The organism is Paenibacillus sp. FSL L8-0502 (assembly GCF_038593055.1).
GTDB lineage: Bacteria > Bacillota > Bacilli > Paenibacillales > Paenibacillaceae > Paenibacillus > Paenibacillus polymyxa_D.
This window is the reverse complement of record NZ_CP151958.1, coordinates 575673-600670: the sequence shown is the minus strand read 5'-3', so window position 1 is coordinate 600670 and position 24998 is coordinate 575673. Positions and strand designations below refer to the sequence as shown.

The 24998-nt window shown below is 49.1% G+C and carries 22 protein-coding genes; 4 read left to right on the top strand and 18 right to left on the bottom strand.

Going from position 1 to position 24998, the window contains the following annotated elements; all coding sequences use genetic code 11:
• Positions 1–10: 10 nt before the first annotated feature.
• From NSQ57_RS02685 to NSQ57_RS02645, 9 genes are all read right to left on the bottom strand, one after another.
• On the bottom strand, positions 11–1087 hold the full coding sequence (locus tag NSQ57_RS02685; protein WP_340954026.1) for a Gfo/Idh/MocA family oxidoreductase: 1077 nt from the start codon (positions 1085–1087) through the stop codon (positions 11–13).
• A 226-nt stretch (positions 1088–1313) separates the two neighbouring features.
• On the bottom strand, positions 1314–1727 hold the full coding sequence (locus NSQ57_RS02680; RefSeq protein ID WP_029515979.1) for a DUF350 domain-containing protein: 414 nt from the start codon (positions 1725–1727) through the stop codon (positions 1314–1316).
• 96 nt (positions 1728–1823) lie between these two features.
• Positions 1824–3257 (bottom strand): glutathionylspermidine synthase family protein, encoded by a 1434-nt coding sequence (locus NSQ57_RS02675; protein ID WP_049816912.1) that lies wholly within the window; start codon positions 3255–3257, stop codon positions 1824–1826.
• Position 3258: 1 nt separating this feature from the next.
• Complete coding sequence (locus NSQ57_RS02670) at positions 3259–3597, bottom strand: hypothetical protein (RefSeq protein WP_069010810.1); 339 nt, start codon at positions 3595–3597, stop codon at positions 3259–3261.
• Complete coding sequence (locus NSQ57_RS02665; protein ID WP_342425594.1) at positions 3597–4154, bottom strand: hypothetical protein; 558 nt, start codon at positions 4152–4154, stop codon at positions 3597–3599. The genes NSQ57_RS02670 and NSQ57_RS02665 overlap by 1 nt, the downstream gene beginning before the upstream one ends.
• Positions 4155–4244: 90 nt before the next feature.
• Positions 4245–5150, bottom strand: a complete 906-nt coding sequence (locus tag NSQ57_RS02660) for a M15 family metallopeptidase (RefSeq protein WP_029515983.1) — start codon at positions 5148–5150, stop codon at positions 4245–4247.
• A 151-nt stretch (positions 5151–5301) separates the two neighbouring features.
• Positions 5302–6027, bottom strand: a complete 726-nt coding sequence (locus tag NSQ57_RS02655; protein WP_342425593.1) for a phosphoribosylglycinamide synthetase — start codon at positions 6025–6027, stop codon at positions 5302–5304.
• Positions 6028–6047: 20 nt separating this feature from the next.
• Positions 6048–9173 (bottom strand): DEAD/DEAH box helicase, encoded by a 3126-nt coding sequence (locus NSQ57_RS02650; RefSeq protein WP_342425592.1) that lies wholly within the window; start codon positions 9171–9173, stop codon positions 6048–6050.
• A gap of 157 nt (positions 9174–9330) precedes the next feature.
• Positions 9331–10284, bottom strand: coding sequence for a YafY family protein (locus NSQ57_RS02645; RefSeq protein WP_029515986.1), 954 nt, complete (start codon positions 10282–10284; stop codon positions 9331–9333).
• Between the two features lie 108 nt (positions 10285–10392).
• Here NSQ57_RS02645 and NSQ57_RS02640 point away from each other — a divergent pair, with 108 nt between their 5' ends.
• Positions 10393–10932, top strand: coding sequence for a dihydrofolate reductase family protein (locus NSQ57_RS02640; RefSeq protein ID WP_029515987.1), 540 nt, complete (start codon positions 10393–10395; stop codon positions 10930–10932).
• An 81-nt stretch (positions 10933–11013) separates the two neighbouring features.
• Here NSQ57_RS02640 and NSQ57_RS02635 read toward each other — a convergent pair whose 3' ends face one another.
• The 3 genes from NSQ57_RS02635 to NSQ57_RS02625 all read right to left on the bottom strand — a co-directional run bounded on the left by NSQ57_RS02635 (position 11014) and on the right by NSQ57_RS02625 (position 14249).
• Complete coding sequence (locus NSQ57_RS02635; protein WP_165148071.1) at positions 11014–12309, bottom strand: ABC transporter substrate-binding protein; 1296 nt, start codon at positions 12307–12309, stop codon at positions 11014–11016.
• 221 nt (positions 12310–12530) lie between these two features.
• The gene (locus tag NSQ57_RS02630; RefSeq protein WP_029515989.1) at positions 12531–13367 is read right to left on the bottom strand and encodes a carbohydrate ABC transporter permease; all 837 of its coding nucleotides are present in this window, start codon (positions 13365–13367) and stop codon (positions 12531–12533) included.
• A complete protein-coding gene (locus NSQ57_RS02625; protein WP_029515990.1) occupies positions 13368–14249 on the bottom strand; it encodes a sugar ABC transporter permease in 882 nt (293 codons plus the stop codon).
• Positions 14250–14456: 207 nt separating this feature from the next.
• Here NSQ57_RS02625 and NSQ57_RS02620 point away from each other — a divergent pair, with 207 nt between their 5' ends.
• Both NSQ57_RS02620 and NSQ57_RS02615 read left to right on the top strand, forming a co-directional pair.
• Entirely contained in the window at positions 14457–16271 is a 1815-nt protein-coding gene (locus tag NSQ57_RS02620; protein WP_340884208.1) for a histidine kinase, read from the top strand.
• Between the two features lie 7 nt (positions 16272–16278).
• A complete protein-coding gene (locus tag NSQ57_RS02615; protein ID WP_039270352.1) occupies positions 16279–17937 on the top strand; it encodes a response regulator in 1659 nt (552 codons plus the stop codon).
• Here the strand turns inward: NSQ57_RS02615 and NSQ57_RS02610 are convergent.
• The 3 genes from NSQ57_RS02610 to NSQ57_RS02600 all read right to left on the bottom strand — a co-directional run bounded on the left by NSQ57_RS02610 (position 17867) and on the right by NSQ57_RS02600 (position 20889).
• The gene (locus NSQ57_RS02610; RefSeq protein WP_029515993.1) at positions 17867–18454 is read right to left on the bottom strand and encodes a GNAT family N-acetyltransferase; all 588 of its coding nucleotides are present in this window, start codon (positions 18452–18454) and stop codon (positions 17867–17869) included. The two genes, NSQ57_RS02615 and NSQ57_RS02610, sit on opposite strands and share 71 nt — an antisense overlap.
• A gap of 112 nt (positions 18455–18566) precedes the next feature.
• Complete coding sequence (locus tag NSQ57_RS02605) at positions 18567–19691, bottom strand: NADH-dependent flavin oxidoreductase (protein ID WP_029515994.1); 1125 nt, start codon at positions 19689–19691, stop codon at positions 18567–18569.
• A 247-nt stretch (positions 19692–19938) separates the two neighbouring features.
• Positions 19939–20889: a bile acid:sodium symporter family protein gene (locus NSQ57_RS02600; RefSeq protein ID WP_069010804.1), complete on the bottom strand. Its 951-nt coding sequence runs from the start codon at positions 20887–20889 to the stop codon at positions 19939–19941.
• A 243-nt stretch (positions 20890–21132) separates the two neighbouring features.
• Between NSQ57_RS02600 and NSQ57_RS02595 the strand changes: the two genes are divergently transcribed.
• Complete coding sequence (locus NSQ57_RS02595; RefSeq protein WP_342425591.1) at positions 21133–21888, top strand: tryptophan-rich sensory protein; 756 nt, start codon at positions 21133–21135, stop codon at positions 21886–21888.
• 161 nt (positions 21889–22049) lie between these two features.
• On the opposite strand, the gene NSQ57_RS02590 is transcribed toward NSQ57_RS02595, so the two are convergent.
• From NSQ57_RS02590 to NSQ57_RS02580, 3 genes are all read right to left on the bottom strand, one after another.
• The gene (locus NSQ57_RS02590) at positions 22050–22430 is read right to left on the bottom strand and encodes a RidA family protein (RefSeq protein WP_013308546.1); all 381 of its coding nucleotides are present in this window, start codon (positions 22428–22430) and stop codon (positions 22050–22052) included.
• Positions 22431–22649: 219 nt separating this feature from the next.
• Positions 22650–23369: an NAD(P)H-binding protein gene (locus tag NSQ57_RS02585; protein ID WP_342425590.1), complete on the bottom strand. Its 720-nt coding sequence runs from the start codon at positions 23367–23369 to the stop codon at positions 22650–22652.
• Positions 23370–23415: 46 nt separating this feature from the next.
• Complete coding sequence (locus NSQ57_RS02580; protein ID WP_340954006.1) at positions 23416–24861, bottom strand: ATP-binding protein; 1446 nt, start codon at positions 24859–24861, stop codon at positions 23416–23418.
• Positions 24862–24998: the final 137 nt, after the last annotated feature.

Genomic DNA, 24998 nt, shown 5'->3' with positions numbered 1-24998 from the left:
TTGCGGGTCTCTACACTTCTACTAAACGTCCATTCTCTTTCCATGATTGCAATATTTTCTCAAGTACCCACTGGTTTTTGTAGCCGTCCTCGAATAAGGGGGCACGATCCACAGACTCTCCCCTTGCCAGCTCAACAAAATCTTCATAGGCCGTATGATTATAGATTGCAGGGACAGTCCAAGTCTCGTATTCGGCATCCGGGTGTTCTAGGTCACGCAGCACAATGCGGATACTTTCCGGATTACTGAGGCTGGCGTGCAGCGTACCCAGTTCTCCATAGATATCGACTTCGATATCGTGCCGTATGCCGATGGCATTTTTATGTGTGATAAAGGTTCCCACGGTATTGTCGCCTACGATGCCATGAAAGGCAGCGAGATCTTCCACATCCACTTTTACAGGCAGGCCCGTGATCGGATCGAGCCGCTCGGGTGTAATGGTATGTAGCAGCGCTGCGACACTTTTAAATTCACCCACCAAAAAACGGGCCAGATCAATGATATGTGAGGCTGTATCCCCCACTACTCCAGAACCAGCCTTGGCTAAATTGTGACGCCAAGTATACGGATGCTGACGATACGGCGCAAATGCATCCATTAGATAACGAAATTGAATGTTATAGATTTTACCCAGCTTTTGCTCATCCAGCAGTTGCTTGGTATATTGGAAGGCCGCGCCGTAGCGATGCTTATAGTGAACCAGCAAAGGCACCGGATTCGCTGTATATAGCTTTTTCAACCGATCCGCTTCCTCCCATGTGAGAGTCAATGGTTTTTCTGCCAGTACAGCTTTGTGTTTTTCCAGCGCAATACGAATAATGTCAAAATGCACATCATTGGGTGTCAGCGACAGAATCGCATCTACTTCTGGGTCACGGATTAATGCTTCATAATGGGCGTACCGCTTGGAAGCAGGCAGTTGCAATTGTTCTCCGATGGCTTGAAGGCGATGGGGATTCACATCACTAACGGCCACAATAGATACCCCCGAGATGGTGTGGAGTGATCTCATGTGATATTCAGCGATAAGACCCAGGCCAATGATACCCATCCGAATTTGTTTGGTTGGGAAGGTGGTGGTACTCATATGTTCAGAACTCCCTTCTCTTCAATTTGGTTTGAACTCTGTAGCAAATTCCTTTTGCTATGCAGTATCACCCGTTGCTTTGTAGAATAGTCCCCACAGGAAGTGATCGTTGCAACCCTTAATTCAACAGTCCGATGCCGGTAGTGAATACAATGTCTCATAAAAAAAGGATCTGCAGCTCCGTTGTCCGGTGTTGCAGATCCTTGGTATTCCTTCTCTATATCGACTACATCAAAAATGTACCTACCACAAAAGAAACCCCGACGATGATTGAACGCAGCAGCTGTGCCAGAGCCACATTGCCCTTGGCAATTTCCTCGCACACCTTGGTACGCGGCGTCACCAGATCAAAAATCACATAGACGAGACACAGCACTACAATGCCCACAGCCGACCAGGCCAGCATATCGAGCCATGAATGACTGCTGTACGACACCATCCCCACGATGATACACAGACCTAGCAGCTTTGCCCCCATATAGATGCCTGCCGCCTCATTGCCGTGTGCGATTTCTTGATTATCGTTATAACGTGTCAGTAAGCTGAACACAAAATAACCTACGATTAAGATGGCAAACAGGATAAGCAGGCCGATACCTACATTGCCCAGTGCGTTGCCCAAACTGATATGAGAGTCCAATTTTTTTCCTCCTTATGATACTTCAGGATTTTGCAAAATCCTCACTTGTGAAAATGAAACAGATATGTTCGAATATTGTATATTTTTCAATTTAGCTTATACAACCGGCGGATTAGGATGTACGGTGGCAACGGCGGCGGCGCAATAGTAGGCCATATCACCTGTTACCTTTTCACCGATTCGCGGCAGGACACCCGCAAAACGCCCCCCAATTACAAATATGCCTGTTAACACATAGCCGTGAAATAGCCCTTCCTCGGTCTGTACCTCTGCGGTCTGCATCGGCCACAGCCGCTGATAAATCTTAGGCTGTCCTTCATAATAAGCGGCAACATGTGCGGCTTCCTCCTGCTCAGGCGTTCGTGGGGCATCAGCTTGGTGAAGCAGATCAGGATGGTCGGTCTTCGCATTTTGAACCTTTCCCAAGACACCTTCTAGTCTCTCCTCGTCTTCGGTATGTTCAATCAAGTGCGTCCCTTTACCCTCCCGACCCCATATACCTTTGGCCACATAGGGCTCTTTATTTTGCATAAACACCGAGGGTTCAAAATACGTAGGCAGCAGGTAGGTTCGTATCACCTCCAGCTCGCGATCGTCAAACAAACGAAAACCACAGAACTCTGGTGTCTGCTCATTGCGCTCATACAGTGACCAAACGGTTGCGGTGAACCCTTTGCTCTGGGTAATGATATGCTGCGGTGGGTTGATTAATCCTATTTTCCCGTCTGCCACCATATCCATTAGCGCCTGCCCCACCTCAAGCCCCGTATTCTCCTCCCGGTCATCAATTAGATACTCCAGCGGATACAGGCGATAGAGAATACGGATCTGCTCTCCCCGGTGATACAATCCTTCATTCGGGATAATCTCCAGTTCTTCCAAAGGAGCATAAACGACTTCGAATCCGGCTTGTTCACATAAACGCATAATATATTTGGTGTTCGTCTGATCCTCGATGTGCCAGTCATAGCAAGTGAAATACACCTTTGTCCCTAATCCCTTGCGGCTATAAAAATGAATGAGCTCCGTCAAGGCAGACTGAATCGCCTCGTCCATTCCAGTTGAGGGTCCATGTAGTGCATTGTCATCCTCCGACATTCCTCCCTTACTCAGCACCTCTAGCAGCTTTCCTTCGAGATAAGCCACCTCGGGAATTCCGGTTGGGGTATCGGTGTTATTCTCAATGCACTTGATACCCGCTTCCCCCACAATCCAGTCCTGGCGGGTTATCCCATCCGGCTCGGCCTCCATACGTGCAGCACGCAGCAAGCCCGGATGAATCCCCAACCGTTCCACCAGGTATTCATCCGGCATATAGCGCTGAACGAATTGCTGAACCTTGCGATAAATACGATGTACCGCCTCAGAAGCAACCTGAAGCTCTGCCAGCTCGCTTTCCCGATATACCGTTAAGGCCGGCACGCAATAGGACTTGCCATACATGCGGTGATACGGGATGATACGGCTGATTTCACCCTTAAAAAGCTCATCATGTTCATAAGGCAATTGCCGAATCGTGCGCATGCTCATCTTAACCCCCAGAGAAAAAGCCGCTGCGTGAGCCGCTGCTGCCAAAACCGCTGTGTGAGCTGGAAGATGAGGATGAGCTTTTGCGGTATGAGCTGGAAGAAGAACGACTGCTATGGTATGAGGAGCCTCCACTATAATAAGTCGATCCGCCATAGTAATACCCACTGCTGCCTGAATCCCGACACGCCGTTTGTTCCGATATAGGAAGCTCATCGCAGTCATAATACTCGTCGTCACCGCAACCCGTCAGAGCGGCCGGGACAGCCAACATCAGGGCGAAGGCCGCCATCCGTGTACGAGAGCCGGGCTTGGATTTCATTTTTTCCCAAGAATGCTCCATCACAGATCGACCTCCTTCACAAACAGATGTACCTTTTTCAGCTGAGGGTCCAGTACCGAATATATAAATTCATATGTTTTGCCACCCAGTACTGTATAGTGATCTAATAGCCGTTGGGCCAACTCCAAAGTAAATACCGAACTTTCCCGCTGATCCATACTATGGAATGCAGGTTCATGCCATATCCAGTACATTGCACTGTATGTGGAAGTGTAACCTCCCTCACTGGCAAGCACGAGGTCTGTGATAGACGCACCGTAAGGCTTTGCACGTTCCCCTGTAAATTCAGTCACATAGACGGAATGATCCGTATGTTCCTCACTTTCATTCGAGATATGCGACCATAGTTTGTCATGGAGACGCGTAGCGTCTACAAGCTTGCGTAGAAACAGCTCATCTCCCGATACGGATTCCCGTGTCAGGCTGCGCAGTTCCTTTTGAGTGTCTTCCGACCATTCGCGATACGTTAATGAATAATAAATGATGATTCCCTTCCCTTCCTGTACGCTTCTGTCATGAGGTTTGCAACAAATCAAGGCGCTTCTGTCGTTGATCACTATACGAGATTCTACCTTGAAAAGGTTCAATTTGGAAGAAAAACACGACAAAAAGCCGCAATCCCTAGGATTACGGCTTGATTTTAGCTGCTACAGCTTGATATTGTTCTCGTCGAAATATTCCTCCAGCGTCATCCCCTGCTTGGCTACATCCTCCGCAATGTCTATTCCCACATAACGGATATGCCAAGGCTCGTACACGTAGCCGGTCACATCTTCCTTACCCTTCATATAACGAATAATAAATCCGTATTCCGGTGCATGTTGTTCCAACCATTCGCCTTCCTTGGAAGCTCCGAAGGATTGCTCCAGCGCATTACCTACGCTTGGGCTGGATACATCAATGGACAATCCCGTCTGATGCTCACTCGTACCCGGTACAGCGCTGACTTTAGAGGCATATTCCTGTCCCTTTGTCTTTACATTGTTGTCGAAAATAGACACCTGACGCTTATAGGAACGGTATCCCGATACCGCACGCAGCTCAATGCCGTCCTTTTTCGCACCGTCGAACAGCTTCTCCAGTGCCTCTGCCGCTTCTTTACGCAAATGCCGCTTTTCGTGCGGTCCCTCGAAGGAAAATTGCACCTGCGGCTCCACCAGGTCGTCTGGGACATAGCCCACAGGCAAGCTGCGCTTTTTGTTCACAACGACTGTATCCGAAGTCGCATTGGTGACAATCGCGGTTCCATCCTCTTCCTTAACCGTGGCTTGCAGCGCACTCTGGCTCCGCAACGCCATCACAGGGTCGGCTTGTCCACTTTCTGTACCCGCAGAGGCTTGTCCAGCACTAGTGCTGCCATTGCCCGCATCCGGCTGGGTGGAAGGCTGCACATTCTCCTGTACCGCTGTAGATGACTTTAACGGCTCGCTTTCCTGTCCACCTGATCCTCCCTGCTGGCAGGCTGCCAGTAATAGCCCTGGCAGGATCAGCCCTGGAATGAGCGCTTTGGTCCATCGCTGAGATGTGCGCGTCTGTTGTATATGTCGTTTCATGCTGGTATCTCCTCCAATATTGCAATTGATACATGACTTGCAGTGATTTTTCCGTTCCCCCATTGTAACTGAACTTTGGACACTCTTCGAAGCCGTTATCCCGTTCGATGAAGGCGAATAGACTCGAAAAAGGAAGTATATACCCGAATTGTTACGGAGTATGACGTTTTTGCGGAATTGCAGCTCGGGCCCGCTCGGCTACCCGTTCACGTATGAGTTTCAATGCCTCTTCCGCACGGGGTAAACCCGGCAGCAAAGCCGTAATATCCGCTTCTTTCTTAGGAACAAGCTTCTGCGGCAGATGAATCTCAATCGCATGAAAACCTGCACCGGGACGATGTAATGCTCCTTCTGCCGCTGACTCGGCAATCCATTCGCTAATCGCTGCCGATCCACTGCGTCCGCCCTCCGGCCGCGAGGTAGACTCAAGCGCGGGGGATGTCCCCTGCACATGAGATAACTCTCCGGCCCAAGCACTGAATACGTACTCCAGCAGCTCTTCCCGCGTCATTCCGATCAGTTCCAGACAGGTCTGCGGCTCGCTTTCCATCCCGGTCTGAAGAGCCTTCTTCACATCGTCGACTACACCCACGCCATCCTCCATGCTGGAAGTGGCTGTCTCAGCTGCTAGCTGAACGATCTCATCCAGCGATAGACAGGTTTTCCCTTGCAAAAAGCGGTAGATGTCCAAAGGATCTGCTTTTAGCTGCTCCAGCCATGCCTTTCGCTGTTCGGGGTTTAGTACAGGCGCTGGACCCATCCATTGGACAGCATGTGCGGAAGGTACACCCGTTGATTCGCCTTCCAAGCCATTTCCGTCTAATTCCGCTATCCATTGACCGTCAGTTACTTTCAGCTTCACTCGCGGCCTAGTCATCGCCTTCATCCTTTCTCTGCTCACTCAATCCATACATCATTTTGCAACGCTATCAGACCACGCAATTCATCATCAGACATTTCGGTGAGCCAATGTTCACCGGAGCCGACAACCTGCTCGGAAAGTGCCTTTTTGCTCTCGATCAGCTCGTCGATTCGCTCCTCCAGTGTACCTTGACAAATCAGCTTGTGCACTTGTACATTGCGGCTTTGGCCAATACGGAATACGCGGTCTGTCGCCTGATTTTCCACTGCAGGATTCCACCAGCGGTCATAGTGAATGACATGGCTGGCACGTGTCAGGTTCAGGCCCACACCACCTGCACGCAGGGAAAGTACGAATATATTCGGCCCCTCTCCCTGCTGGAAGTTGTGAACCATTTCATCCCGTCTGGTTTTCGCCAGTCCTCCATGTAGAAAATACGGCTCTTCCCCGAAGATTTTGGTCAAACGGGAGACCAGCAATTCTCCCATCGACACATATTGGGTGAATATCAGCGCCGATTCGCCGTTCTCGCGAATCGTCTCTACCAATTCCAGCAGTCGTTCCATTTTGCCCGAGTTTTGCGTTTTACCACTATCAGCCCGACCCGGAATGATCAGACCCGGATGGTCACAAATCTGCTTCAACTTGGTCAGTGAAGACAGAACAAGCCCTTTGCGAGCCATACCGATCTGCCCATCCAGTGTTCCCAATAATTGATCCACTACGCCCCGATACAATCCGGCCTGCTCTGGTGTCAGTACACAGTAGGATTTCAACTCCAGCTTCTCCGGCAAATCCTTGCGTATATCTGGGTCGCTTTTGAGTCGACGCAGCATGAACGGGGAGACGAGGCGATGAAGCTCACGCAACGCAGACCCCCGCTCCTCTCCCGCCAGACTGTACCGTTGGCGGAATGAAGACGCCGTACCGAGGTAACCTGGATTCAGAAATTGAAAAATAGACCACAGCTCGCTCAGCCGATTCTCTACCGGTGTACCCGTCATGGCAATCCGATGTGGAGCAGACAGCTTCATGACGCTTTGTGCTTGCTTTGTTCGTGCATTTTTTATATATTGCGCTTCATCCAACACGATGGAGGACCAGTATACCGCAGATAAATCGCTACCGTCCCGTCCCGCCAAATGATAGGTAGTGAGGACGATATCATACTCACGTACACTTTCCTGAAACAGCTCGCCGTGGAGTCGCTGGTTTCCATGGTGAATATACAGTGACAAATCCGGTGAAAAGCGTTTCAACTCGCGCTGCCAGTTGCCGAGCAAGGACGTCGGACAGATGATTAACGCCGGACGTTGATCATCTGCGCCGATGCCACCGTCGAGTAGGCAGGTGATGACCTGAATCGTTTTACCAAGCCCCATATCGTCCGCAAGGCAGACGCCAAAACCTAATCCACGCATCGCGGCCAGCCATTGAAAGCCGCGCTCTTGATAGGGCCGTAATGCGCCGTGCAGCGTCTCTGGCACAGGTCGCGGCTCTACCGAACGAAGTACGCCGCCCTCAGCCAAAGACGCAAGCAATCCGGCGGATTCCGCGCCAAAGATGGACAAGCCTTTCCATGAGGCCTCGCCTGCACTTTCATTTTCTGCGGCCAGATGCATCCATTCGGACAAGCTCATCTCACCGTTCTCACCGCGCTTGATAAAGCGCAGCACCTGACGAATTTCCTTAGGATCGACCTCGATCCATTCCCCTCCGAGACGTACATACGGCAGATTAGCGGCGACAATGCTTTCCAGTTCCTCCATCGTCAAAGTTGTATCACCCAGCACAGCCTCGGCATCAAACGAAATCATGCGGTTAATGCCGACAGTCGATGTATCGGCAATCACACCATCCGGCTTGGCACCCTGCTCTGTCGAACGCATTTTGAGCCGCAAGCCTGCACGTCTTCGGCCCTCCCGGCTCCAGCGTGAAGGCATTTGCACGGTAATACCGTTCTTTTGTAATGCGGGAACGGCTTCCGTCAGGAAGCGGAAGAACATCTCCGGCTCCAGTGTCAGCCCTTCGGGATAAGGGCGGTTCAACGCTTCTTGCAATATAGGTGCCGCTTCAGCAGCCTGTCCGAGCCTCATTAGCAGTTGCGCCTGCACTTGACGATATACAATTCCGCCGCGAACCAGATCGCGTTCAGGATGCGCCCACAGGGCCAGAGCAGGCAGTCGCAACCCCGGCTCAGCATCGCTTTCTGCCCAAAAGGTAATGCGCCATTCCTTCACACTCTCTTCCAGCGAAGGCTCCAAACGAAGGCACAACCGTAGTTGCCCTTCTATCGGCTCCTTGTCTTCCCGCTCCGTGACAGGCATTGCGCTTCCCTTAAGAGAGGACGCTTGGAGAACCAGCTCCTCCATCTCCGCGGGCGTTCCCTGAATCGCCACCGGGCGGGAACCTGTCAGCAGACTGTTCCACCATAGCTCTGTCAGCGGCGATCCTCCGCGCCGATACTCTGCACGATATCGTCCCAGCTCACGGTCTGATGCTGCCAACACCGCGGTCGTTTCCGCATGGATGACCGCACACAAGAAGGAGTACAGCACGATTCCGGCTGCATCCTCGCGTGTTTCAGGCTCCTTACCCGCGAAAACGGCAGGAGCCGCCATACAAACAGCCGGCATTGCAGCAGCCAGCTCATGAAAGCGGCGTATGTCCTCCTCTTGATACAGACGAGGAATCCACACCCCGACAGCCGCTTCCGGACCGCGACGACGCGGTCCCGATGGACGCGCCTCTGTAAGCGATGGCGTAATTTCGCCCCGCTGCATCAGCTCTAGCGCAAAATAAGCGGCTTTTTGCCAATATTGCATTTCCTCGCCCAGCGTAATGCCCGATGCCGCACAGCCCTTCTCGTCCATGCGGGTCAGCAGTGCCATCGTCTCGCGCGGTTCCAGCGCCAAGCCCTCCAATGTACGCCCCAGCATGGAACGTCTTTTGCCACCTCTGCCCGCGGTTTCCACACGAGCAGTGTTCGGTATTCGTACCTCGGCAAGGCGCAACGCAGCCTGCCGAAACGGCCGAAGGTCTCCCTTTAGCGTCAGCCTGCGAATTACACTGCTCCACGCATCGATACGTGGTTCCGACGTCTCACCAGAAAAGCAAAAAAACACATCTCCGAGCCATATCCCATAAAGCGGTTGATTCATATCTGTCTCCCGTCCAGCCTTTTGAATTATTACTCTTCATCATATACGAAAACGGGCTCTTTTCAAAACTTTATCACAAAAATAAATGGAAAGTCATAAGTCAATAACCTTAAATATTCATGTGGTTAACTATAAATAAGAGAATCAATTTACAGGATTAATTGTCTTTTTCTTCATCATCCGCTTTTGCATCCTTCAGATAAGGGTTCAGGCTGTCTTGCAACAGTTGCTTGACCTGTACACGCAGTTCTTTGGGAAATACGACCTCGGCCTCTGGCCCGTATTTTAGCAAAAGTCGGGATACATATCTAAACTCTTCGACCGGAATATATCCCTGCCATTCCTGAGCCTGCCCTTCCTGATGGGAAACATTTTGGAAGAGGGCATCTGATCCGGCCAGCCTGACACCCAATGCGGTAAATTTTATTTTGGACGGAATTCCTATACGGGAATCCTCCGAAGCCAACCATTCTTGAAGTGTAGGAAGGGTGTCCAAGGTGTCGTCCAGCATCGTTATTGTGATCACCCGATCTGAACGATACAAAATGATGCGGTCTCTGCTATACGCTGGCATGTACCAATATCCGTGATCAAAATACAGTCCAATCGGATATACCTGAGTCCACTTTGCCCCGGAAGCGGAGCGGTAATGCATGTTCACCCGGCGCTTATTCAGCGCAGCCTCCAAAATGATTGAGGTGTAGGGTGACTCTGCGTGAGTAGGTAGCATACGAAAAGAAATGTACTCCTTTAATTGATCGATGCTGTCCTGCACATCCTGTGGAAGTTCGGCATAATAGTGCTCGGATAAATGCTCACGAACTGAGCCAAAAGGGATATCTGGAATGTTCTCCAACAGTTGCAGCATGAGAAAAAGACCCAAGGCCTCGTCACGAGCAAGATGAAGGGGAGGAAGAAGCCGATTGGGAAGTGCCCGATACCCGCCATGAGGACCCATTTCGGTATAAAGGGGTAATCCGGTCTGCTGCAAATAGTCGAGATCTCTCTGTATCGTCCTGACGGAGACACCAAAACGTTCAGCCAGCTCACGCGCCGTATATTTTTTTCGGGAATCCAGTATCCTCATAAGAGCAATTCTGCGTTCGTTCATAAGGTACCCCTCTAATCAAAAATTAATTTAAAATGACCGTTTAACTACGACATACGATGTCATAAATACATTGTAACATTAGGATATAGAAAGGAGTGAATGAACACTATGAAGGATTTGAAATCAAACGCAGTTGTGCTGTATATTGCCATGAGTCTCGACGGGTATATCGCTTTGCCGGACGGTTCGGTGGACTGGCTGTATGATGTTAAAGGGGATGGTGGGGACAATGGATATGCCGACTTTTACGATACCGTTGGTACGGTGCTGATGGGCAGACTGACGTATGAGGAAGTATTGAAGCTCTCAGATGATTTCCCTTATGCTGGAAAGCCATGCTATGTGCTCACACGAGCATTAACGGAGCAACAGCAGGCGCCACATATTACATTTACGGACGAAGCTCTGACTGAACTGGTTCCACGTCTACAAGGACAATCGGAAGGTGCGGTATGGCTAGTCGGTGGAGGCCAGTTAGTCCAGGCCTTCTTACAAGCTGGACTGCTGGAGAAAGCTATCATTGCGATCATTCCCAAAGTGCTTGGACAAGGAATACCGTTATTTCCAGAGGGAACACTACCAAGTACGTTTGAACTCCAAGAAATAGAACGCCGCGGGGATATTGTTCTTCTCCATTACCATATATAATTAATTTTGCAAAAAAGCCTTTGTATGTTCAGGATCATGCAATCTCCCTGACATACGAAGGCTTTATCGCGTGCTTTGTTCTTATTTAGTCTTCAAATTTTCCCATGTTTTCTGGAAATCATCGAATAGCTTCCCAGCATCCGATTTACCTGCCACATAGGCTTGCATCTGACTTCCGAATTCTTGCTGTGCTCCTTCAGGATAGCGGCTAAAGAACCAGCCCAACAGTTTGTTTTCCTTACTGTATTTCACCACTTCAGCACCCAATTGGCCCATATCAGCCTCTGCCCCTTCGATGCTCTTGAACGCTGGAATAAACTTGAATTCCTTGGTGATATACTTTTTACCCTGCTCGGATGTTACCATCCAGTTTAAGAACTCTTTCGCCTCGGGTTTGACAGACGAATTTTTATTAACCACCCAGTTGTTGGCGACACCTACAAACAGCTTATCTCCGGCTGTTGCGTCTTCACCAATCGGCATAGGCAAAATACCCAGATTCAGCTTCGGATTAATTCCATCAATTTGGACTTGAGTCCAGTTCCCCTGCTGCATCATGGCAGCCTTTCCAGTGGCGAAGTTCGTTACCTGCGTGTTGTAATCAGTCGTGAGCGGCTTCGTATTCCCATACTTCAGTGTCAGATCGAACAACTTAACCCACTCGGCAAATACAGCGTTGCCCGGAATCTTTGCAGTTCCATCATTCAGTCCCTTAACGAAGGCCGAAGGGTCTGGCTGATTGGCAAATGCCACGTTCAGCAAATGATTGCCCAGCACCCAAAACTCCTGATATCCATTAGAAAATGGAGTAATCCCAGCGGCTTGGAGCTTTTGTGCAGCTCCCTCCAGTTCGGACAATGTTTTAGGGGTCTCCGTAATCCCCGCCTTCTTGAACAAATCCTTGTTATAAATAAAGCCGTATCCTTCCAGATTCATCGGCTGACCATACAGCTTGCCGTCTTTGGTCATCGGCTCTTTGGCGACATCGACCACATCCCCAACCCAAGGCTGGTCAGACAGGTCCTCCAAATATTCCAGCCACGTATCCAGCTCGCGGTAACCGCCGACGTTAAAAATATCCGGCTGCTCCCCGGAAGCAAACTTCGCCTTTAAAGCCGCTCCGTAATCACTGCCCCCGCCCACGGTCTGAATATCGAGCTTGATCCCTGGATGAGACGCTTCGTATTCCGCCTTCATGCGGTTCAGCGCTTCTGCAATCTCTACCTTGAATTGAAAAATGTGAATGGTTTTTTCCTTCACTTCCTCTTTGCCTGCGTTTTGTCCGCCACTGCTGTTACAACCTGCCAAAACCAGGGCAAAGGCCGCGAGAAGCAAGATTAATGCTTGAGCTTTCTTTTTAAAAGTATGCGTTTTCATTTTGATGTTCCTTTCTATTCTAAATTCATACCAGATGAACTCGAAAAATTCATGTGGAAACGGAGCTAACGGAATGGTGCTGAACAAGCGATAGCGCTCGCCTTTGTCTCTAGATTCCCACCTTTATTCGTTTATTCAGGGAAATCTGGAGGCTAACAGCGATGGTAAGCACCCTCGTTTGCGGTGTGGCACACCGTGTACATTTTCAGCTCATCCCACACTCAACCCTTGACCGAACCCGCCATAATACCTTGTATAATATATTTTTGCATAGCCAGAAAGAATGCGATGACTGGCAAGATGCCCAGCACCAGAGCAGGCAAAGCCAAATCCCACTGCTTTGTGTATTGTCCGAAAAAGGCATAGGTCGCAATCGGAATCGTTCGCAGCTCAGCCTTTTGCAGTACCAGAGAAGGCAGGAGATAATCATTCCAAATCCAGAGCGTATTTAAAATAATAACAGTTACCATCATCGGCAGCATCAACGGATACACAATTCGGAAAAACACTCCGTAAGGCGTACAGCCGTCCACCGTAGCTGCTTCTTCCACCTCGACTGGCACACCTTTGACGAATCCATGAAAGAGAAAGATCGACATTGGAGCTCCGAATCCCAGATAACAGATGACCAGACCACTTATACTGTTCATTAAATCCAGTGTACTTACAACCTTGACCAAAGGAATCATCACCGATTGAAAAGGAATAACCATAGCAGCTACGAACAGGCTGAACAACACTCGATTATAACGCGTCGGACGCCGGACCATTCGGTAAGCTGCCATTGAGCTGATCAGTACGAGCAGCAGATTACTAACTACCGTAACCACGAATGAATTCCATAAAGCTTCGGGAAAACGCGTGATGCTCCACGCTCTAGCGTAGTTGCTCCATACAAAGGTTTGTGGCCAGGCCGCAGAATCGGTGAGCAGGTCACCAAAGCTTTTGACCGAATTCACGAATAAAAAGTAAAACGGGACGAGGAATAACAATGCGACGAGGATCATCACTATCTCGGTCGCCCATGTTCCAAAGCGGTAGCGCTTGCTTGTTTCCATTTACGCTTCCACCTCCCGACTTTTCGTCAGTCGTACCTGAAGGCTCGTAACCAGAGCAACAATGATAAAGAAAATGAGTGCTTTAGCTGTTCCCAGCCCATAACGATTATTCACAAACGCTTCATTGTAAATATTGAGTGCAACCGACTCTGTGGACCCGAAGGGACCGCCTTTGGTCAGTGACAAATTAAGATCGAACATTTTGAATGACCATGATATCGCCAGGAAAAGACAAACCGTAACGGCAGGCATGATTAAAGGAAGTATAATCGACCGCAAAATTTGCATCCGACTAGCTCCGTCAATTTCGGCTGCTTCTAGCATATCGCGGGGCACATTGGTTAGGGAAGAGATATAAATCACCATCAAATACCCGGCAGTTTGCCAGATAAACACGATTACAATGCCCCAGAAGGCCGTGATCTCATCTCCCAACCAGGACAGATTGAAGAAGGACAAGTTCGTGCTCTCTCCGATTGCTGCAAATCCCTTGACGAAAATAAACTGCCAGATAAAGCCCAGCAACAGACCTCCGATCACATTGGGCATAAAAAAGATGGTCCTTAGTACATTTTTTGTTTTCAACGGTTTGGTTAGAAAATACGCCAGCAGAAAGCCAAAAATATTCGCAGCCACCACTCCTACCACCGTAAAACGGACCGTAAACCAGAACGCTGTCCCAAATTTGTCATCATTCCATAAAATGTGACTGAAATTATCCAGCCCGACCCACTTTGCCTGATTGGCTACTCCATTCCACTCTGTAAAAGAATAGTACATTCCGAGCATGAAAGGGATTACAATAATGATAACGAAAAATAACGTCGACGGCCCTACAAAAATCCATTGCTGTAGCCATTGCGACGACTTGGCGCGATTCAAACCGATCCCCCCTTATGTTGTCTATTGGTGTCTGGAACGCTCCTTTACGGCTTTCTTTCAGCAGTATGATGTTTGGGCCGTAAGGATATGCGATTCACATGTTCATTATGTCGAATAAGCGCTCTCGAGAACACGTAGGATCGTGAACCATTAAGGGGGAAAATATTGACCTCTGGCTCGCCTTGAATTGTGAAAGGAGCTCACTGCATGAAATTTTACAGTATTCGTTCTCGCCTAATCTGGTTTTTGCTCATTGCGGTCACCCTGCCGCTGCTGCTGTCGATGACCATGACCTTCGTTCTCACCAAGCAATCCTTGCGGGAGCAGGCCACACAAGAAAATGAACGGCTTATTTTTCAGGGAATTACGAATTTGGATAACTATTTACAGGGTTTGAATCGCGCGTCCATCGGAGTCTATAATGACCCTCATTTTCTGCGTAATCTGGCCAAAATCCCGGATGATTACCGGGCCGTCGCTGAAATATACACCACTCTGCAAACGATGATGAATGCTACGTCAGGCATTGACCAGGTGTATTTGCATTCTTTTGAGGCCGGGCAATCTACGCTGATTACCAGCACGGTTCCTCTACGGGAATTCCGGCTGGAGCCCTTTACCGGTTTTATTCATTACGGCCCTTCCGGACTGTTCATACAGCCCACGCATATGAAGCATTTGTACGGCTTTTCGGCGGTTTCCTATGCGGAGCACAGCACAGAGCAGCAGGTATTTACACTTCATCGGGCGATTCGGAACATTCCAGCCTCAGAGACGCTTGGGGTACTGGCTATAGATGTTGATCTGGAGCCGCTGCGCAGTATTTGCCGTCAATTGTATGATGCGGATACAGAGGAGCTGTTTTTGATCGATCGAAACGGAACGATCATATATAGCGGAAAAGAAGCATCAATTGGAACACACTGGAAGGAATCTGACCTGCTCAATCGAATTTCTAAAGAAGGCGAGCACGGAGTGATTGAGGATGATACAGCACTGCACGTGTACGGCAAGCTGGATGCCAACTTGTCAGGCTGGACACTCGTCAAGAAAATTCCACATCGTACGCTGTATTTACGGGCTACCCGCCTGACTCAGATCAATGCGGTCATTACAGGCGCAGCATTGCTACTTGCCATTGTTGCCACGTTATGGATTTCGATAAAAATCACGGCACCTATTAAGCGACTGACTCGTTACATAAACCAGATTCAGTCCGGTCAACTGGATGTAGACATTCGGGCCATGAGTAACGATGAAATCGGAGTACTGTCGCGCCGTTTCAGACAGATGATGGATACCATCAATAACCTCATTTTGCGGGAATACAAGCTGGAGCTGGCTAACAAGACACATCAATTGAAAGCGCTTCAGGCACAGATTAATCCTCACTTTTTATATAATACGCTACAGTCTATTGGAACCCTGGCTCTACAGCATGAGGTGCCGCGAATTTATTCGTTGCTCTCTTCCCTTGCCAAAATGCTGCGCTATAATATGAGGGACCATACGGTCGTTACTCTTAAGGAAGAAGCCGAACATGTAAAACAATATCTTGATTTACAAAAGGAACGCTTCGGTGAGCAATTAGAGGTCACTTACCAGTGGGAAGATGAAGTCCTGAATGATCGGGTGCCTAAAATGATTCTCCAACCGCTGGTGGAAAACTACTTTAAACACGGTGCCGATCCCCGGCTGGGTCCCGGTGAAATTCGCATTACAGGCAGCCGAATCCGGGAAGGTATTGTGAAAATAACAGTGGAAAATAATGGTATCAACATTCCACAAGCCGAGTTGGAGCAACTCCAGCATATGTTAAAACGTCCGCTAAAAGCCTACGAGGAGCCAGACACTAGCGAGCAGGACTCCATTGGCCTTCGTAATGTTCTATTGCGTATTCAGCTTCACTCGGAGGATGGTTCTAACACCCTGTGCGTAGACAACATTCTGCCTCATGGTGTCCGGTACACACTCGAAATTCGCACGGAAGCCCATACGGAGATTCATATTAAGGGAGAGTGATCTGTCAATGAAAGTCCTGATTGTGGATGATGAGAAGCATGTGCGCCATGCCATACGGATGCTCGTACATTGGGAAGCTTGCGGTGTGAGCGAGGTGATTGAAGCCGAGTCGGGCGATCAGGCGATTGAGGTCATTACCGCCCTATCCCCACCCGTTGTACTCACGGATATGCGGATGCCCGGCAAGGATGGGATAGCACTGATGGAGTGGATTCAAGTCAATTCCCCAGCAACCAGAGTCGTGGTGGTCAGTGGCTATGATGATTTTGACTTGGTTCGACAGGTCATCCGCCGGGGAGGCATGGACTATATTCTTAAGCCCGTGGATCCAGTGGAGATTAACGAGGCTGTAAAAAAAGCCACTCAAGCCTGGCGGACAGCAGAGCAAGACCGGAACAGGCAGACGATGCAGGCCATGGAGGTCAATCGGATGAGGCCACACTATGCTGATAAGCTCCTGACTGAAATCGTTTCCGGGATAGCGAATACCCCTCTTTCCATTACGCCCTTACGCGAGGAGCTACGTCTTCCCGCAGCTATTCAGATATGTAATGCAGCTGTGATGAGTACTACTCAGCTGGATGCCGATATACTGGACAAATATAAAACGCGGCGTGCGCTTTTGAGCTTTTCCCTCACTAACATCTGCAACGAATTTCTCGGAACTTCTCAAACCGGAGTTGCATTCCGTCATCTGGAGCGTATGGACGAAATTATTCTGCTATATTGGGGCGATCCATCTCGTTGGTCAAAGCTCTTGCAGGATATTCATACAGGAATCAAAACCGCTTTGCGGTGCTACATGCACATCGGGGTTGGCTCTTTTGGTGCCTTTCCCATAGCGGCAGCCACTGCCTACCAAGAGGCAAGGCAAGCGTTGTGGAAACGGGATGTGTTGCAAGCCGACTGGATGCACCAGAGTACCCAGACACGGCAGAGCATTCGTCTTCCCCAGTTACCTGACATGGAAGAGGAACTACGGCTTAGTGCGCTCAGCTGTAATGCCAGTCGTGTGTCTATAGCGGTAGGCCGCTGGATAGCAGCCGTAGCCGAGTTGCCTTCGGTTACAGCAGAGCAGCTAGCCAGTTGGAATCAAGAGCTGGACTGGATGCTGGCCCGCTGGTTGAATGACAGACCTGGAGATACCGATGGCGAGGAGATGGCAGATGAGTCCGGCTCCATTCATGCCTTGCCGGTCGACAACCGCGGCATGCTTTCGTTGCCCTTATGGCAAAGACAGGTCGAAAACCGACTGCTGGCAGCCGGTCAGGCACTTACACCAAGCCATAGTCCAAACAACCCGACCATCCGTGATATTGCCCGCTATCTGGATGCACACTACGACGAGGACATTTCTCTACAGGATATGGCGAGCCGCTTTTACCTCAGTCGGGAATATATTTCTCGTAAATTCAAGCAGGAGTACGGGGTTAATCTGTCGGACTATTTGTGCCAGATCAGGATGGGCAAGGCAAAGCTATTACTGCTGAATGACAAGCTGCGCCTTCATCATATTGCCGGTATGGTCGGTTATCAGGATGAAAAATATTTTGGCAAGGTGTTCAAAAAACTGGAGGGTGTCACGCCTGGCGAGTTCAGAAGACGCCATTCTGCAAATCCTCAGCCGTTATCGCATACAGCACGTGATCTTCCCACACACCATTAATCTTCAAGTAGTTGAGAGCTAGCCCTTCGCGGCGAAATCCTGCCTTTTCCATCACTCGATTGGAAGGCGTATTTCTTGGCATCACTCCAGCTTGAATACGGTGTAATTCCAACTCATTCAGGGCGTAGCGTACAATATCCTTCACTGCGGAAGTAGCATAGCCTTGTCCGTGGTAAGCAGGATCTACAAAGTAGCCCAGATTGGCGTTTTGAAAGGGGCCTCTAGCGACACCCGACAGCTCTATTCTGCCAATCAGCTTATTATTTTCCGGCAAAAAAAGTCCAAACGTATATCCCTGTCCGGCTTGTGCCGCTTCCAAACCGTTGGAAATCAGACGCGCCTGTTCTTCCAGGGTAAAGTAAACTTCAGGCCGTTCTGGCTCGAACGGTTTGAAAAAATCAAAATTTTCACGTCTGATCTCTAATAAACGTTCTGCATCATTTACTTGCAACAGTCGAATCTGTAGCCCCGGATGGGTTGACTCCATCAAAATCGCGCCATTAGCTCCATGTAACATTGTCAGTTTCCTTCTTTCTCAGTTATTCCTATATTATTGTGTTCACGGTCACAAGACAGGAAAATACCCCAGGTGCATGAGAGCAGCCTAGGGTATCTCCGTCATTCAAAATTTAGTCCGTAACAGGCATCCAGCCTGGAAGGGTCGTCAACGCACCCCACAGGTAGTCAGGAATGACTAGCTCCTGCTGGGCTTGCTTGGATAAGGTCGTGCGAATGGTATCTTCTGTGCCGTTTTGCACCTTCTGAACCCATTGCGGCTCCATCAAAAGTGGACGTCCCAGCGATACAAGCGGTACACCTGTCTCCAGTGCTGCAAGCGCCTCGTCCGGTGTATTCAGCGATCCGACTCCCATAATCGGCACACGGTTACCTACCTTCTCATGGATGAGAACGGTACGTGACCGTTCGTCACTACGGTCACGGAACGAACCACCGAAGAAATGATTTACGGAAATGTGCAGGTAATCCAGCCCTTGATCCGCCAGACGGTCTACAAGCACCATCGTATCATCCAGCGTGATGCCTGGCGTGTGTCCTTCCTCAGGAGACAAGCGGTATCCGAAAATGAATGGCCCCTTTGCATGTTCTGCGATCACTTTCTTCACTTCGTGAACAATCGCCAGCGGGAAGGTCATTCGTTTTTCAACACTTCCTCCCCATTCATCGGTACGAAGGTTGGAGTGCGGGGAGAAGAACTGCTGCACCAGGTAACCATTCGCTCCGTGCAGCTCCACACCATCATAGCCTGCTTCAATCGCGCGGCGAGTTGCTTCGCCATAGGCGCGAATGACGCGATGGATATCGTCGGATGTCATTTCACGCGGCACAGGTGCGCCTTCTTTTTCCTCAGCTACTGCGCTTGCACTAATCGGTTGTCCGTCTGGAATCTGATCCGGTGGACACAGGCGGCCACCATGATAAATTTGCAGGATCGCTTTCGCGCCCTCCTGATGAATCGTATCCGCCAGACGGCGCAGGCTAGGAATCATTTCATCCTTGTCCGCACCAAACTCATTAACAAATCCTTTACCATCTGGAGTTACATACACACAAGCGGTAATAACTGCGCCCACACCCCCTGAGCGTTCACGGTAGTATGCCAGTTCCTCGTCACTCACTTCACCATTTTCGTGGGAAGCAAAGTTAGTCATAGGTGCCATGGTAATACGGTTCTTCAACGTAACACCGGATGGCAGGGTAAAAGCTTCAAATAGAGAATTATATTTTGGGTTCATTCTTTCTCTCTCCTTCAGTTAAATCAGATCAGATAATATAAGGCTGTTGAGCATGAAGCCAAATACGAATTCGATGTAGTTTTCCTCCATAACGACTCAAACTACTGTTGCTTACTTAAATACAGTGGTTATAATAACCACAGTATAATGATCCGCAACTATAAAGTCAAATCTATCCTTTCTGACCATCCCTAAACTGTTCGAAAAGGCTGAACCGTAGCCACTTGGCACAAGCCACTAACAAAGCTTAATGCTTCCCGGTTGTACTTTTCTTCTCCTCCCGGCGGGAAAACCAAGTCGCGAGCAACGAGCCGGAAATATTATGCCATACGCTAAAAATCGCACTCGGTACAGCAGCAATCGGGTTAAAATGAGCTGCTGCCAGCGCAGCACCCAGTCCGGAATTCTGCATTCCCGTTTCCAGCGTAACCGCTTTACGCTTGGAAAGATCCATGCCGAACAGCTTGGCAAACCAATATCCAAGCAGGAACCCGATTCCGTTATGCAAAATAATCACACCAAAAATAATCGGACCTGTCTCCAAAATCTTGCCTTTGCTACCTGCAATCACAATAGCCACGATGAGCATAATCACCAGTGTTGATATGAGCGGCAGCGCCTGGACACTGGCTTCTGCCTGTTTGCGAAATAGCGATTTGATGATAACACCCAGCACAATGGGGACAATAACTACGATGAGAATGTCCATGATCAGGGACTTCGCATCAATATTCATCCAACGTCCAGCAAGCAGGTTAATCATCGCCGGGGTAGCCAGTGGAGCAATCAGCGTCGACACCGAAGCAATCGATACCCCCAACGCCACGTCGCCTTTGGATAAAAGCGTCATTACGTTGGACGCAGTTCCACTCGGGCAACAGCCAACCAAAATGACACCTACCGCAATATCCGGTGGCAACTGCAATACTAATGCCAATCCAAAGGCCAGAAACGGCATAATCAGATAATGCCCGACCACACCAATAGCCACATCCACTGGACGCCGGAATACTTCGCGAAAGTCAGCCGCAGATAAAGTTAGCCCCATCCCGAACATGACAATGCCCAGAAATAACTGTATGTATCCTTTCAACCCTGTAAACGCCGCAGGAAAGAAAAATCCCAAGCATGCAAATAAAAGTACCCAGATGGAAAAGGTCCCTCCTACAAATTTCCCTACTTTCTCCAATCTATTCATTCAACTTATCTCCTTATTTCTATATAAGCTGAATTTGAGGAAATACAGCTTATATAGTGCTTAAAATTTTTATCATTGTACTACATATGACTGCATATACATACAACCTTTTATGATTATACCGGGATCAAGGAACTTTTTCCCGTTCGGACATATTCGAAAGCAAAGTGGGTATATTCATAGTAGAAGATTGTGACCAGTCGGTCATTTTGGATCATCATTCGTTGAGGAGGAGATATCCCAATGTCACGAAGCCATCCGTATAAATGGTGGAATATTATTGCATTTATCGCTGTCGTTCTCATTAACTTTCTGGCTTCTACACTTCCTATCGGTGGCAGAAGTACTGCTGCTGTATCCAACATGTACCCTACCTTAATCACCCCAGCGGGTTACGCTTTTTCCATCTGGTCAGTCATCTACGTGCTGCTCGCCTGCTTTGTCGTGTATCAAGCTACACCTACAGGGCAAGCCAAGACAAGCGTTCAATCCATCGGTATTTTTTTTATTCTAAGCTGTCTTTTCAATATCATCTGGATTTTCCTCTGGCAGTATGTATACGTAGAACTGTGCGTCATCGTTATTATTTTATACTTGCTTTCCTTGGGCGTCGTGTATGTACGTACCCGCACACCTCAGCCAACCCGCGGAGAAATGTGGTTCGTCAAGCTACCGTTCAGCCTCAACCTCGGTTGGGTATCCGTTGCTACTATTATCAATATTGCAGTGGCACTGGAAAAGAATGAATGGAGTGGCTGGGGACTCAGCGATACGACATGGGCGATCATTATCCTGCTCATCGGCACCATATTGGCGATCATGGTCAGCTTTCCTTATCGTGACAGCATTTATCCTCTCGTATTTGTATGGGCCTATGTCGCCATCGCCGTCGAGCATCCGAACCATGAAAATGTACGGCTGGCTGTATTGATCTTGGCAGCAATCATTCTGGTGTACGCCCTATGGCTATTCTTTGCCCGTAATCGAGACCGGGATTAAAGAAACTATTGATATCTACTAGCAAAAACAAGCGAGTTCGGGTCTGAATCATCTAGCCCAAGCTCGCTTGCTTTGTTTATTCATTTTATCCAATATGATTAGGTATAGACTTTGATCAAATCTATAAGCTTGCTTGTTGAGTGATCTACACCGGGTACAGACTATTCGCCCTTCAATGCAATGACTTCAATCTCCACCAGTGCATCCTTAGGCAGACGGGCTACCTCCACCGCACTGCGTGCTGGATAGGGTTGCTCAAAGAAAGAACTGTACACCTCATTGACGCTGACAAAATCGTTCATGTCCTTCAGGAATACAGTCGCTTTCACAACCTGGTTCATGTTGCTGCCTGCCGCTTCCAGAATGGCTTGTACGTTGCTCAAGGACAGGCGTGCCTGCTCCTGTACATCCTTACCAAACTCACCTGTTGCCGGATTCAGTCCAAGCTGTCCCGAAGTGTAAATAAACCCGCCTGCCTCTACCGCTTGGCTATAAGGGCCGATAGCACCAGGTGCTTTTTCAGTAGCAATTGTTTTTTTCATATGGGTTGGATTCTCCTTCCTGATACTGGTTCACCGTATTATAGCATGTGAAGTCCAAAGCCACTATTCCGTGCGACGGATTAACGCACTTGATGAATTAGAGATTACGATCGATGTGCCGCAACATACAGACCACCCATAAAACACAAATAACGCCGCTGCTGTCCGAATCATCGGGCAGCAGCGGCGTTATTGTCATTTTTAATCCTAGACGTGGTTTTACACGTTTACATCCGTACCCGTTCCTGAACTAGTTTCCTCAACATCGGATGTTAGTTCCGCACCGATGACCCGAATAATGTCGTTCGGATAAATATGTACACCGCTCGCCTGCGCAAGAGCGATCCGTACCATGGCTCGTGCGATGACTGAAGCCGGGATGGCACGGTAGGAAGCCAGCTTGCCTGTCATCAAGCCGTCCAGCGCCTTCATGACAACAGCGGCAGCGGCTTCGCCCAAACGTCGTTCAGGTCTCGCTCCCAAGATCAGCGACGGACGGAACAAATGCAGCGCAGACAGCCCGATAGCGGCAAGTGCCTCTTCAGCCTCACCCTTGGTGCGGTTATAAAACACGCGTGAATCTGGATCGGCCCCCATCGCTGAGATAGCTAGCATCTGTACAGCACCAGCCTCTTTGCCCAACTGGGCAGCTAGCACTGGATAGTCCACATCCACCTGACGGAACTGCTCCTTGGAGCCAGCCTTTTTCATCGTTGTCCCAAGGCAACAAAAAACATCATCCACCCCCTCGAAGGCGAACGCCGCTTTCTGTGGCTGTTCCCAATCGATAAGCGCCTGCTCCAGCTTGGGATGCTTGATGTCCAACGGACGTCTGCCCATAACCATGACGCGGTTGTATTCCTTTTGCACCAGCAGCTCTCGTACAACATAACCCCCGACAAGCCCTGTTGCACCCACAACGACCGCTTTACGTTCCATGATAGACCTCCTTTGTGCCATAACGCTCCTGCTCCTACAATTGCGATTAGGTTAATTTAAAGGGTTGTTCGTCCGCCTCCTTGCTTTTGGACGGACACATCGGTAGGTACAGGGAAAATGTACTTCCCTTGCCCTCCTCACTCTCCAGACGGATAAACCCGCCCAACAAGCGGGAAAAATCACGGCTGATGGACAATCCCAACCCAGTTCCTCCATATTTACGATTAATGGAACCGTTCGCCTGCTGGAATGCCTCAAAAATAACGTGTTGCTGAAGCTTGGAAATGCCGATGCCCGTATCTTTTACAGCAAATACAACCCAATCTCCCTCCTGTCCCTTTCGATCCAGATGTTGTGTACTGATTTCCAGCAATACACGTCCTTCATGAGTGAACTTAAAGGCATTGGACAACAGATTACGCAAAATTTGCTGTACTCGTTTGGAATCGGACCGAATTTCATTCGGTATAGGCTCATGCTCCTTTAAGCTGAATTCCAGGTTTTTATCCTTCGCAGTGACTTCAAACTGCATCATCATCACCTGCGCAATTTCACGCACATTGACCGGCTCACTTACGATTTCCATGTGTCCAGCCTCGACCTTGGACAAGTCCAGAATGTCGTTGATCAGTTGGAGCAAATCATGCCCCGAGGCATAGATGAGATCGCTGTACTGGTATAACTCGTCCTCATCCAGTTCCTTTCCCTGCTCGTTGATAATCTGCGCCAGGTTAATAATGCTGTTAAGAGGTGTACGTAACTCATGCGACATCGTTGCCATAAAATCCGATTTATATTGGGAAGCCATCATCAGTTGCTTGGCACGTTCCTCTAGAATGACCTTTGTCTTCTGCAACTCATCTCGCTGCTCTGATAACAACTCATTCGCCTGCTTAATCTGATGATTCCGCTGTTGCTCCATCTGAAAGTCCCGTAAAATCAGAGCAAATAGAAAACTGAGGACGATGCCGATTGGCAGTGTCAGAGGAACAACCTCCGCTACATAATAGCGCCAGGGAATGACGCCCAGGCAGGCTATATTTAACGTATTTACGATATTAACCGCTAAAATGGTCACCGATGCCTTGATAATCAGACGCCAGGTGGAACGCCGCATCCAGTAGTTCAATCCGGCGCACAGGACGCCCAGAATGCTCATATTCAAAAAGCCGACCCACGCCGCCATATGCAAACCGAAGGTAAATCTCGTAAGTCCGATTGCGACCCCAATAATAATAAGCGTATAGGAGCGGGGATACACCAATGCCGCGATAATCAGCGGTACAAAACGCAGATCAAAAATAACCGTTTCACTAAAGTTAAAACCAAAGCAAGAGCTGACCCATCCGCCAAATATCACTAGCAGCACGGAGCTGACATATTTGAACCGCGAAGAGGTACGACTCAAACCATATTTATAAATCACGTTCGCCACATAGGCAACGGCAATCAGCATCCCTAAATTCATTAAAAACATCATTGAAAATTGCATGGACTCACACTCCCATAGCGCAAAAAATTGGATGCCAGGCCTATGTTAACCGCGTTTGCCTTTCTTGTACATCATAACATGAAGCCCCATCTTTCGACATGTCAAAAGATGCTTAGCTCCCTATATAAAAAAGCGAA